A 13,160-nucleotide genomic window follows, 5' to 3' on the forward strand; every position below is an offset into this window, starting at 1 on the left:
TCCTCCGTTCAGAACTTTGTAAGAGAGGACTAATGACGGATTAGCCGAGTTCTTCTGACTCGACAGTTAAATTGCCGACGCTGGCACTTGGAAAAGAGGGTGGCAAAGACTGGCTATTACGAGAATATGGCTCTGCTAGGTTAGAACGTAGTTGTCGCATCAGGCTAGCCATTTCTAAAGCATTCAGGGCGTAATCCCAGCCATGATTACCTTTTATGCCTGCCCGTTCCAGGGCTTGCTGCATAGTATCTACTGTCAAAATGCCAAAAATGACTGGTACCCCAGTTTGAAAGCTAGCAGCAGCAATGCCTTTAGAAACCTCTGAGGATACGTAATCAAAATGGGGTGTTTGTCCTCGAATGACTGCGCCAAGACAAATTACAGCATCATAACGATGGGAAAGTGCTAATTGGCGAGCTACTAAAGGTACCTCAAAACTTCCCGGAACCCAAACATAGTCCACCTGATTACCTTGGGGATTAGGGTCTACTCCGTGGCGTTTTAAACAATCTTGACATCCCTCTAGCAGCTTTCCGGTAACGAGGTCATTGAATCGACCAATCACCACTGCAAACCGCAAAGGCTCCGTTTGGGTAAAAGTTCCCTCGAAAACTGCCATGACTGCCTCTTTATCAACTATACTTCTGGTCAATATACATTTCTTATTTAAATGTAGAGGAGCAGGAAAGCGCGGTCAAAATGAAGTTAGTAGGAAAAAGAAAAAATCCTTTGTTTCCCTTAACCTTTGACCTTGGCTTTTCTGCCCCTCTAGTTCTTATATTATGTGCCTGCGCCAGAGCGAAGCCGTCGCCTAAACGACAAAAAAGTTTAACAAACCAACTAAAAACACCAAACCAATCCAGACCCCAGAACCAACCCAGAGCAGTTTTTTAGATTCATTCCAGTTTTGGGGAGTGGCATAAGCAACCGGAACGCCTACAACGAGGACAAAAGACAACACTACTAGACCGATCAAGGCAAATTGGAATATTATGGTCATTTTTGCTTCTCCCAATACAGCGAAATACTAAGGATAGAATATCCTAAAGGGCGACACTGACACTTTCTTATTATTTTTAAGCTAGCAGAAATTGCAACATTTTAGTCATTAGTCATTGGTCATTAGTCATTTGTCCGTTACCAATGCCCAATGTCCAATACAACTCTTAGAGAGGCTGCGCCTTAAGCGAAGCTATGCCGCAGGCTTTACGGCTTTTCTACCAAACGCTGTTCGCGTTCGGTCAGTACAAGTGCCCAATGACTGTATAACTATGGATTTAATTCTTTGCCACACAACAGCAGATTTTGACGCATTAGGAGCAGCAGTAGGGTTGACGCGCCTACTATCGGGAAGCAAGATTGTGCTAACTGGCGGCTCTCATCCTCCTGTACGGGATTTTTTAGCATTGCATCGGGATGAATATCCGCTGATTGAACGCCGTTCGGTGAGTCCAGAAAAAATTCGCTCTCTAACCGTGGTGGATACACAGCACCGCGATCGCTTGGGTAAAGCTGCCCAGTGGTTAGATTTACCTGCTGTAAAAGAGATTATAGTTTATGACCATCACTTAGGACAAGAATCAGATATTCCCGCGACGCGATCGCATATTGACTCGGTAGGAGCCACCACAACTTTAATCGTCGAGCAGTTGCAACAACAGGAAATTTCCTTGACTGCTGCCGAAGCAACTGTGATGGCTTTGGGTATCCACGTTGACACTGGCTCTTTGACATACGATCAGTCCACAGCACGGGATGCCCTAGCTTTGGCTTGGTTAATGCAACAAGGGGCTAGTTTATCAGTAATTTCCACCTACCGCGACCCCGGATTATCTTTGCAATTGCAGCAGCTATTAACTGAATCTTTGGAAAGTTTAGAATCTTTCTGTCTACATGGATATACGGTTGCTTGGGTAACTCTGAAAACAGAGGCTTTTGTGCCGGGGCTGTCGAGTCTTGCTTCGGAACTTGTGGAATTAACTGAAATTGATGCCTTACTATTGGCTAATGAGTATCCTTTAGGTGAAGAGGATTCACGCTTAACGGTAATTGGGCGATCGCAAATTCCCAAAACGAATCTTAACCTATTATTCCAACTCTTGGGCGGTGGCGGTCATTCGCAAGCCGCATCTTTAAATCTAAGAGAAGTTGATTCGCAGGCAATATTAAAACAACTTCTTGACGGGATAAAAGCACAAATTCCCCATCCCCTGACTGCGAGGGATTTGATGTCTTCTCCTGTCCGCACGATTCTGCCTGAAACGACAATTGCCGAAGCCCAGCGCATTTTATTACGCTACGGACACTCTGGTTTGTTCGTAGTCGATAGTCAAGGGCAACTAGTAGGTATTATTTCGCGGCGGGATATTGATATCGCCTTACACCACGGATTTAGTCATGCGCCAGTTAAGGGCTACATGACCAAGAATCTCAAAACGATTACACCAGATACGACATTGCCACAAATTGAGTCGGTGATGGTGACTTATGATATCGGACGCTTACCAGTATTGGAAAATGAGCAGTTAATGGGCATTGTCACCCGTACTGATGTCTTACGGGAATTACATCAAGAAAGAGATGAAGACCAAGAGGGACAAAAATTCAAAATTCAAAATGACGCTCACAGACTCGCTAACGCTGCGCTAACAAAATCTAAAATTCCTCTCAGCACTGAATTGCAAAATCGCCTTGCTCCCCAACTATGGCAATTACTCACTACAGCATCGCAAGAAGCAGAAAAACGGGGTTGGCATCTTTATCTAGTGGGCGGTGCCGTGCGGGATTTACTGTTAGCTGAGGCAACATCGGGCACTTTGATGATTAAAGATATCGATCTTGTGGTTGATGGCTTTCACAAATCAGCAGATGTTGGCGCTGGTGTGGAATTAGCCAAAGCACTCCAACAACTTTACCCTGCTGCCCGCTTAGAAATCCACGGGGCTTTTCAAACTGCGGCTTTATTGTGGCACAAAGACCCAGAATTAGATTCTTTATGGGTAGATATTGCCACCGCTAGAACAGAATTTTATCCTTATCCGGCGGCAAATCCAGAAGTTGAGGCGAGTTCTATTCGTCAAGACTTGTATCGTCGAGATTTTACCATCAATGCGATCGCCTTGCGCCTGACTTCCCCTCGTACTGGTGAGTTACTCGATTTTTTTGGTGGATTACTAGATTTACAAGCTAAACAAATTCGGGTTTTACACGCCAACAGCTTTATCGAAGACCCTACCCGCATTTTTCGTGGCGTGCGCTTTGCGGTGCGCTTCGGATTTGAGATAGAACCGCAAACTGAAGAGTTTATCCGCTATGCCATCAACAGTGGTGTTTACGATCGCACTGCTCAAGAGAATAGCAAAACTCCAGCCCTGCAAACTCGACTGAAAACAGAACTAAAACATATCCTAGAAGCCACCTACTGGAAATCAGCTTTACAGTTACTCGATAACTTAGGGGCATTGCAATGCATCCATCCTACCCTGAAGCTAGACCCAGAACTCCTGCGAAAATTACGTTTGTTAGAAAGCTGTTTGCGGCGATTTGACCCGCAACCAACCCTGATTCATTGGGAAATGCGTTTAGAAGCGTTAATTGCCCATCTAACACCACAATATCGGGCGAAAGTTGCAAAGAATCTACAACTGCAAGAAGATGGCATTCAACGCTTGCAAAACTTGGCTTGTGCCCAAACTGAAGTAATGGAATCTTTGCCTAAGTGTCAAAGTCCTAGTCAAGTAGTACAGTTGTTGCGACAGTATGATTTACCAATGCTGATTTTAATTGCTGTGCAAAGTCCGCGATCGCTTAGACATCAAATTTGGGAATATTTAACTGTTTGGGCTAATGTGCAGCCACTATTGAATGGTAATGATTTAAAGAAACTTGGTTACAAACCAGGCCCCCAATATCGGCAAATATTAGATGATATGCTTGCTGCTACCTTAGATGGAGTAATTAAAGACCAGACTGAAGCTAAGGAGTTTTTAGTGCGACATTATCCTAAATGAAATAGCTCTGGTCTAAATTGTATCTGGATTGATATTTAACTCCCGCAGTTTTGCTGCTAAACGTTCAGCCTTTTGTTCAGCTTGTTCAGCCTTGTGTTCGGCTTGTTCAGTCTTGTATTCGGCTTGTTCAGCCTTTTGTTCGGCTTGTTCAGCCTTTTGCTGTACCTGTTCTGCCGTTTCTTCTGGTGTTGGTATTAGTTGCCCATCTCTTGTAAAAAACCGCAATAAACCGTCATAAACTCCCAAATATAAATCTAGCTGATGACTCCACAAATATCCTTGTTCGCTTGCTTGTAGAGGTTGATATTCTCCATCTACTAAATGAAATCCCGCAAATTCTTGTGTGTAAGGGTCAAACCAAAAATAATCGGGTGTGCGGAAGGTATCTTGATAAATTGTTTTCTTTAAATCTTTGTCAGTATTCGCTGTTGAGTCAGACAAAATTTCTAGAATTACATTCGGATATTTGCCATCCTCTTCCCAAACTACCCAGCTTTTACGGGTTTTACGTTCGCATCCCAGTACTACAAAAAAGTCTGGCCCCCGGAAGTGTTCTGATTTGCGTTGGCGTGGACTGTAGTAAATAGTCAGATTTCCAGCTGCATAGAAATCATTTCTATCTCGCCACAGCCATTTTAAGCATTTGAGTAAGAGCATGATTTGCTCTAGATGAAGTTCGCTTTCCAAGGGAGGCTCATCGCTATATAAATCGCTAGGAGGGAATATAACATCTTGACAGATGCCTTCTTGAGAATCTAATTCTTGAGCAATAGTCATAGAATAAATACGGCATCAAGTAGTTATGGATTGATTTTAGCAGTGTTATGGTTGACTAGGCCTAGTGTACTGTAGGTAATCGCCTATTATTATCGCTACCGTTCCGAAATACCTTAGTGCTACACTGTAGTCAATATAAAACCTCATCACAACTCCAATGAGATAGCACAAATGAAGTAGTACCAAACACCTGTTGCACTAAAGCAACAAATGTCAACGAAGAATAAACGCAACTAGTTTGACAGGGTTACTTCACATAGTCATGCACTAAAAATATTGTCATCATTCCTATCTATTTAGAACCGTTTGACGATTGTCTGCGGCTGAGTTTTTTTGTGTCTAATTTACCCGTAAATTTTGGAAATATGCGGATGGAAGTTTGGGAATTGAGGTTTGAGAATAATGCCGAAAAAATCAATATTGTTAGCTGAGAATTTAGCCTATGACCTCAGCGTAGATAGAACTTTGTTTCAAAGAGTTCATGTGAATATCGACGCGGGCGATCGCATTGCTTTGGTTGGTCGCAACGGGGTAGGAAAATCAACACTTTTCAAGATACTTGCAGGTCAAATTAACCGATATACAGGTTCAGTTTGCTGCAATGGTATTGTCTATTATTTGCCACAAATCAGCACTATCAGACAAAAAATTACAGCAGATACAGTACTTAATTTTTTGATTTCTATCTCTGATGAATGGTGGAAGATTGAGGATATTTTGCAAACACAATTCCACACCAAAGTTGACTTATCTTTACCAATTGCTAACTTGAGTGGTGGAGAACTTACTAAACTGTTTTTGGCAATCGGTTTAGCTCAAAAGCCAAACTTGCTGTTACTCGATGAGCCAACAAATCACATGGATTTGCAAGCCTTAGAAAGCTTAAGACAGTTTCTTTTGAATTTCACAGGTGCGTATGTAATTGTCTCTCACAAGCCTTTTTTCTTAGACCAAGTAACAGAAGTAACCTGGGAACTTACACCTATTGGCTTGAAAATATATGGCGGTAATTTCTCGTACTATCGAGAACAGAAAGAAATAGAGTTAGAGGCAGCATTGCGATCGCACGAAGTTGCCAGAAAGGAACTCAAACGTACCCAAATCACAGCGATGCAAGAACAGCAACGCGCAGCCCAATCTAGTCGCAACGGTCGCGCCAAGTTTCTGAATGGTAGTATTGATATAATGGCAGCAGGACTGATTAAAACCAAAGCTGAGGTGTCTACCGGAACTGCAAAAAAGAAACATGAAGCAGCAGTAGCAAAAGCTAATCAAAAGGTTGCACAGACAAAGGTCAAAACTACCAAAGTAACGAGTATTCAGCTAGAAGAAAAAAATCACAAGCGCCGAAATTTAATTAATATTCAGGGTGCAAATCTGAAAATATCAGAGCGTCTATTGATTAAAAATATTCAACTGCATATATCATCTGGCGATCGCATAGCCATTATCGGCGCAAACGGTTCTGGTAAATCGAGTTTAGTCAAAGCAATTTTGGGGATGGAAAACCAAACGGCGGTTTTAGAATCAGGTGAGGTTTTGCTTGCACCAGTCATGAAAGCTGTATATCTCGATCAAACCTATGAATTGGTAAATCGTAAATACACAATTCTGGAAAATATGCAAGTAGCTAATCCCAATCTCAGCTATCAGCTTTTACGCCAACAGTTAGGACACTTTTTGTTTAAATACGATGATGTTCATAAAAGCGCCTCTGTACTGAGTGGAGGTGAATTAGCAAAATTAGCGCTGGCTATAATTAGTATCTCAGAAATCGATTTACTGATTCTCGATGAGCCAACTAATAACCTAGATATTGAAACTGTTGAACAAATAGTATTAGGTATCAATGATTACCAAGGAGCGCTTTGGGTAATTTCCCACGATATAGATTTCCTCAGCCGGATTAACATTAGCCAAGGTTTCAAGTTAAGGGAACAAACTTTGCAAATGACAACTTATTTACCAAGTACACCAGAGCAATATTATCAAGAGTTGCTGGAATAGGATCGATCGAGCGATCGCCTTATGTAAATTTCTAGCAAATTTCTACCTCAACAATAGAAGCCGTAAAGCATACAGGCAAGTTATAATTCTCTTGCGGTGCAACGTAACAAAAATTTATGAGTAACCCACTTGTACAAGCCTTTTTCGTAGGCAGAGCGGTAGCAGAAGTAGTTAATGAGCGTTTAGAGGTCGCCTTGACCGATGCTTTGAGCGATCTGGGCAAATTTGATGCAGAAGCTAGAGAGCAGCTGCGCCAATTTACAGAAGAAGTTTTAGAGCGAGCAAATCGGGCAGCAGAAACAGCTAATGCCAGTCAACCTACCCCAGGTACTGGGGTAGCCAGTTCTGATTCAGGTGACTTGCAAGCGGAGATTGATGAATTACGAGCTGAAATTGCCCTGTTACGAACAGAATTGCAACATTATCGTAGAACTTCTGCATAAATTTTAGTCATTGGTCATTGGTCATTAGTCATTAGGCTAAGAATTATGCACAAATGACAAAGGACAAAGGACAAATGACACTTAAGAAAGAATAGTTTAGGAATCAGAGTGTCTTTTCTTCCAAGTGATTCGGTCGCAAACCAACGGTAAACAAAGTATATGGAACAAGGTTATTCAGAGAAGGCATACCGTTGGAATCGGGAAAAATACTCTAGCAAACGGCGTTTTGTGGACATTTGGTCTTTTGTCTTGACCTTACTGTTGAAACTTTGGCTATACAACAAATCTTGGAGTTATCCGGGAGGTGTGACTGATGCAAAGCAAGCTGCAAGACGCAAAACCCAAGCAGTCTGGATTCGCAATACTCTACTGGATTTAGGGCCAACCTTCATCAAAGTTGGGCAACTGTTTTCTACCCGTGCTGATATATTCCCTGGTGAATATGTAGAAGAACTAGCCAAATTACAAGACAAAGTACCCGCATTTAGTTATGAGCAAGTAGAAGCGATCGTTGAGAAAGAACTAGGCAAGAAAATTCCTGAACTTTTCCATAATTTTGAACCTATTCCCTTAGCTGCTGCTAGCTTGGGGCAAGTACACAAAGCTGTACTACATACTGGAGAATCAGTTGTTGTTAAGGTGCAACGTCCTGGGCTAAAGAAGTTATTTGAAATAGATTTACAAATTCTCAAAGGAATTACTCGCTACTTTCAAAACCATCCCAAATGGGGACGTGGACGAGATTGGTTGGGTATTTACGAAGAATGTTGTCGCATTCTTTGGGAAGAAATTGATTATCTTAACGAAGGTCGTAACGCCGATACTTTTCGCCGGAACTTTCGCGGCTATGATTGGGTGAGCGTCCCCAGAATATACTGGCGTTACGCTACTTCCAGAGTTCTGACTTTGGAATATCTCCCTGGAATTAAAATTAGCCAATACGAAGCTTTAGAAGCAGCGGGTTTGGATCGAAAAGCGATCGCTCGTCAAGGCGCTCAAGCCTACTTACTACAATTACTCAATAGTGGCTTTTTCCACGCCGATCCTCACCCAGGTAATATTGCCGTCAGTGCAAATGGCGCTTTGATATTCTATGATTTCGGCATGATGGGGCGGATTAAGTCCAACATTCGCGAAGGATTGATGGAAACACTTTTTGGCATTGCTCAAAAAGATGGCGATCGCGTTGTGCAATCTCTGATAAATTTAGGTGCGATCGCCCCAACTGATGATATGGGCCCAGTACGGCGTTCCGTCCAGTATATGCTGGATCATTTTATGGATAAGCCCTTTGAAAATCAATCAGTTGCAGCAATCAGTGACGACCTTTACGAAATAGCTTATAATCAGCCATTTAGATTTCCAGCAACTTTCACTTTCGTGATGCGAGCCTTTTCTACCTTAGAAGGGGTAGGCAAAGGCTTAGATCCAGAGTTTAACTTTATGGAAGTTGCCAAACCGTATGCAATGCAACTTATGACCGATATGAATGGTTCTGAGGGGAATAGCTTTCTTAACGAATTAAGTCGCCAAGCAGCTCAGGTAAGTAGTACCGCCTTTGGTCTACCACGTAGATTAGAGGATACATTAGAGAAGCTAGAGCAAGGAGATATGCGCTTGCGCGTTCGGTCTATAGAAACCGAACGCCTGTTGCGGCGACAGAGCAGTATTCAGCTTTCAATCAGCTATGCTCTGTTAATCAGCGGTTTCACGCTTTCAGCTACTATTTTAGTGGTTAAGGATTATGTATGGTTAGCACTGCTGCCTGCTTTAATTGCAGTTGCGCTTTCAGCGATCATGATCCGATTACTTTTACGCCTCGACCGTTACGATCGTATGTATTAATTGTTGCAAAAAATTTATGAAACTTAATTTCACGGGTTTTAGCGATCCGGGACTTATTCGTTCTAATAATCAGGATGCTTATTATATCGACCCAGAAGGACGATTTTTCGTTGTTGCCGATGGTATGGGTGGTCATGCCGGAGGTGAAGAGGCAAGTCGGATTGCTACTGAAGAAATTCAGGCGTATTTGGTAGCAAATTGGGAAACTTCTAAATCTTCTCAAGAATTACTAGAGCAAGCTTTGTGGGGTGCCAATGAAGCGATTTTGCAGGATCAGCAAAATCATCCCGAACGCGCCGATATGGGGACAACTGTTGTAGCAGTAATTTTTCGCTCCCCAGAGTCGCCTTGGTGCGCTCATGTTGGCGATTCGCGGCTGTATCGCTTCCGCGAGTCACACTTAGAACAGGTGACGGAAGACCACACTTGGGTAGCACGAGCAATCAAAATCGGTGACATCACCTTAGATGAAGCACGATTACATCCTTTTCGCCATGTATTATCGCGTTGTCTGGGGCGCGAAGACTTGCATCAAATTGACGTGCAACCACTAGATGTAAAAGTTGGCGATCGCTTGCTCTTATGTAGTGATGGTCTTACAGAAGAACTTGTCGAGCAGAAGATTGCTAACTGCCTCCAAGATAGTCTTTGGCTTGATAAAGCCGCCATATCTCTTGTTGAGGCTGCCAAAGAGCATGGAGGGCACGATAACATCACAGTTGTCATCGTCTCGCTTGAAAAAAATAGTCATTAGTCATTGGTCATTAGTCATTGGTCATTAGTCAATGCTTAGTAACTTTAAACAAATGACAAAGGACATAGACGCGCCAGCAGCTTCCCGCAGGGTAGGACAAATAACTAATCTGGTAAATATACTCAGTAATTTGTTCAGCGTGAGCATTTTTCCTTTTTACAATTTGATACAAATATTTTTAGCCTCTAAAATCACCCAAAGAGGCTAAATTTGTATAAATTGGGAAATTGACATCTTGCACGTAATAAGGTAAAGCGACTATAATTCACGCTTATTACCATTAATCCCCCAACCTCCTTACAATTTCCCTCCTCCGAAGCTTCTTCTACGCTTGCGGAGACAGCATCTTAGGCTTTTTAAACACAAAGACTAAGACGGGTTTTGCATAGCACCAAATATTCTTTTTAAAGGATATTTGTGCAAAGCAGGAAGGAATTAGGGAGGTAGTTATACCTATCTAAGACCAAATAGAGCTTATTTTCCGGAATATGGTTCAGCTGACTTGGGTGGTATATCAGTAGGATTAGGTGCAAGATATCAAAGCAGAAAAATTCCACACTTTGGATGTGGGCAATCTGTCAAACAATTGTTATCTTTCGTAATAACGGAGGAACAAATGTTGGACAGATATAAGTCCAAATATTATCCCATTTGGACTTCTGTGAGCGATATCACCTTTACACTTTGTTTTTTCGGAGTAATTATGAATCAACCAATGAAACTATCCTTGGAACAGCAATTCAGCATCTGCTCATTTGCTACTCAGGTGCAAAACATGAGCCACGATCAAGCTAAAGATTTTTTAGTCAAGCTCTATGAGCAAATGGTCGTGCGCGAGGCAACTTATCAAGAGCTTCTGAAGCACCAGTGGGGCTTAGATTCAGGTTCCACTATGGCATAGAGTCGTTCTAATGTCGCAGTGGGCGACCTCCTTCTCTTGCTTGGTTCCAAGGAGGAAAAGAGCTGGGGATGCCGGGGCGTCAACTTCGATAAGTAATTCCACAAGATGGCGCAAAAGTTCAATTCACGAAATTAATTAAGAATGAGTAAACATTGTCTAAGGCATATCCGATCGAGTCTAGACTAACTTTAGTATTGCAGGCTAAAACTGTTGTTTGGTTTAGCCAAAATTATTGTTGTTTCGTCTAGTGAGGGAATCAAACCTACACAAATTAACAATCCACTGGAATATTTGCAGAGCAAGATTCAGAGATAATTTATATATACCACTGCTTTAGCAGCTAGTGATTTCACCCTTTATACATATAACTAGAAGTTACATCTTTATATATCTTTTGTTTATAAAACGTTACATTCTGAGAGCGACCACCGATGAAGCACGTAACATTAAGAAATTATGCCTAGCTGGAAAGATCGTATGGAGAATCTGTATCTATACTTTCCAGTTTTGTTATAATTTGAGGCTTAATCTTTTCGTACTCGTTTTTGAGTAAACTTTTACTAATTTGCGGGTCGGCAGAGGACATCAACGTATTGCTGATTGCGACCCACTCTTGCAGTCGTTGCCGCTGGGCAGAAGCAACGCTGGAAAGTAAAATGTGGGTACAGGGATTTGGTGCTTCTCGTGCAAAGAATAAGAGGCGATAGTAACCTGTGTGCTGTAGTAACCGGGCAATCTCTTGACCGAGGCTGGTTTTGAGATCGAGATAATAAGGCAACCATTTAGCGCCATGCTTGCGATTGTAGATGACAGTAATCCATAGCAGCATGGGATGGGGGATAGAGATGAACAGAAATTGGTTATAGCGGGTACAGAGTAAGCGTTTTTGAATTTCCTCTTGCGGTAGCATCACCCACAAAGCTGGTAAAACCTCCCCATTGGTATGAATGGGCTGGGGAAACACAATATCGGCAATTGGTTTATTTTTGGGCCAGGAAATGGCACGAGCGATTTCATCGTTTGACCAGGATACCCGCAAATCGGCTTTGGTCTTTTGTTCAAGCTCAGTGCTAGCTGTAGTAGTAGGAACGAGGGAATGGCTGGCTTGCTGAATTTTGCGTGTATGCTCAGGCTTTTCTAAAGATGCTAAAACTCTGAGGATTTCAGTAATACTTTGGGGGCGATCGCGTGCTACTTTAGCTAGACAACTCATCACCAAATTTTCAATTTCTTTTGGTAGTTCTAATCCAGGCACAGCCTCAGCAAAAGAACGTGGTTTTTGATAGTGATGTGTTTTATACCACGCACCAAAAGAGTGAGTTGGTGCCACCAGTGGCATTTTGCCTGTGAGCATCTCAAACATCATGACACCCAAACTATAAATATCAGCACGGTTGTCTAATTCTTTACCCTCCATCTGTTCGGGAGAAGAATAAGCCAATGTCCCCAAATAAAATTTTGTATGGTCGCCATCTGACTGTAATAACTTAGCAATACCAAAATCTAGAACCTTGACCAATTCTCCAAAACTGGGATCTTGAATCACCAGCATATTGCTTGGCTTGACATCGCGATGGATAATTGGGCAAATAGCGCCATCAACCGGGATGCCATCATGGGCGCACTGTAACCCTAAGCTGAGTTGACGCGCCATACTGAGGAATCTTGCTAAAGGTAATCGTTGCTTGCGAATAATATTGTTCAGGCTTTGTCCTTGTAAGTATTCCATAACGTAGAACGGGGTGTTATTGTCATCTACGCCGTAGTCCATAACTCGGACAATATGGATACTTTTTTGCCCTAGTAAAGCACAGGTTTTTGCTTCTCGCTCAAAACGGTCTTGCAATCGCATCTTTTCATTTTGGATTGATAGAGCCAGAAACTTAACTGCAACAGGTACACCTCCCAACAATGTATCTTTAGCACGATAAACCCGACCCATTGCTCCAGTACCGATTAACTCTTGGAGTTGGTAGCGTTTGCTGAGTAAGCGACCAATGTTGGGGTCTGACATAGAAAATTCGACTCCAAAAGCAGGTTGTAAATGTTTGGGAGGACAAGTGCATTCAAAAATTGTGGTGTAGTTTTAGTTTGCCCAATTTTGACTAATGCGCTATCACTCTTGGCATTTCCTCTTCTCTACGAGAGGTTGCTTTGTGTTGGGAGAAGACTGCATTAGTTTGGCTACACCAGGACTTACGCAACTGGCATAAGCAATGGCGTGCAGAGCGCGCCGACTGCCTAAAAACTAAGCTATTGACATAGCGATATCTGGACATTTTAACTGCCCAATTAAATAATTTGACAACAACCCATGTTTAATTTGATAACTTGATATACAAGCCCTTGCAACATATTTTTCACAGATTAACCAACTCTTAAATTCGCATTAGTTTACGAAGGTAGACATAGTTTATGTAATA

The 13,160-nt window shown here is 42.2% G+C and carries 10 protein-coding genes; 6 read left to right on the forward strand and 4 right to left on the reverse strand.

Annotation, left to right across the window (positions count from 1 at the left end; all coding sequences use genetic code 11):
* Positions 1-40: 40 nt before the first annotated feature.
* Positions 41-619 carry a 6,7-dimethyl-8-ribityllumazine synthase gene (gene ribH, locus RMY32_RS24990; RefSeq protein WP_322714163.1) on the reverse strand — a complete coding sequence of 193 codons (579 nt, stop codon included), beginning with the start codon at positions 617-619 and terminating at the stop codon, positions 41-43.
* A gap of 192 nt (positions 620-811) precedes the next feature.
* Positions 812-1,000, reverse strand: coding sequence for a photosystem II reaction center protein PsbZ (psbZ, locus tag RMY32_RS24995; RefSeq protein WP_099103014.1), 189 nt, complete (start codon positions 998-1,000; stop codon positions 812-814).
* A gap of 271 nt (positions 1,001-1,271) precedes the next feature.
* On the opposite strand from psbZ, the gene RMY32_RS25000 reads away from it, so the two are divergent.
* Positions 1,272-4,010, forward strand: a complete 2,739-nt coding sequence (locus RMY32_RS25000) for a CBS domain-containing protein (RefSeq protein WP_322714164.1) — start codon at positions 1,272-1,274, stop codon at positions 4,008-4,010.
* A 12-nt stretch (positions 4,011-4,022) separates the two neighbouring features.
* Here RMY32_RS25000 and RMY32_RS25005 read toward each other — a convergent pair whose 3' ends face one another.
* The gene (locus tag RMY32_RS25005; protein WP_322714165.1) at positions 4,023-4,787 is read right to left on the reverse strand and encodes a Uma2 family endonuclease; all 765 of its coding nucleotides are present in this window, start codon (positions 4,785-4,787) and stop codon (positions 4,023-4,025) included.
* A 402-nt stretch (positions 4,788-5,189) separates the two neighbouring features.
* Here RMY32_RS25005 and abc-f point away from each other — a divergent pair, with 402 nt between their 5' ends.
* The 5 genes from abc-f (at position 5,190) to RMY32_RS25030 (ending at position 10,737) form a co-directional block, all read left to right on the forward strand.
* Complete coding sequence (gene abc-f / locus RMY32_RS25010; protein ID WP_322714166.1) at positions 5,190-6,794, forward strand: ribosomal protection-like ABC-F family protein; 1,605 nt, start codon at positions 5,190-5,192, stop codon at positions 6,792-6,794.
* 116 nt (positions 6,795-6,910) lie between these two features.
* Positions 6,911-7,237 carry a DUF6825 family protein gene (locus tag RMY32_RS25015; protein WP_322705836.1) on the forward strand — a complete coding sequence of 109 codons (327 nt, stop codon included), beginning with the start codon at positions 6,911-6,913 and terminating at the stop codon, positions 7,235-7,237.
* 159 nt (positions 7,238-7,396) lie between these two features.
* Entirely contained in the window at positions 7,397-9,082 is a 1,686-nt protein-coding gene (locus RMY32_RS25020) for an AarF/ABC1/UbiB kinase family protein (protein ID WP_322714167.1), read from the forward strand.
* Positions 9,083-9,098: 16 nt separating this feature from the next.
* Positions 9,099-9,836 (forward strand): Stp1/IreP family PP2C-type Ser/Thr phosphatase, encoded by a 738-nt coding sequence (locus RMY32_RS25025; protein WP_322714168.1) that lies wholly within the window; start codon positions 9,099-9,101, stop codon positions 9,834-9,836.
* A 703-nt stretch (positions 9,837-10,539) separates the two neighbouring features.
* A complete protein-coding gene (locus tag RMY32_RS25030) occupies positions 10,540-10,737 on the forward strand; it encodes an NblA/ycf18 family protein (protein WP_041565841.1) in 198 nt (65 codons plus the stop codon).
* A 460-nt stretch (positions 10,738-11,197) separates the two neighbouring features.
* Here the strand turns inward: RMY32_RS25030 and RMY32_RS25035 are convergent, their stop codons facing one another.
* Positions 11,198-12,751, reverse strand: a complete 1,554-nt coding sequence (locus RMY32_RS25035) for a serine/threonine-protein kinase (protein ID WP_322714169.1) — start codon at positions 12,749-12,751, stop codon at positions 11,198-11,200.
* Positions 12,752-13,160: the final 409 nt, after the last annotated feature.

Source organism: Nostoc sp. ChiSLP03a, assembly GCF_034531215.2.
Lineage (GTDB): Bacteria > Cyanobacteriota > Cyanobacteriia > Cyanobacteriales > Nostocaceae > Nostoc.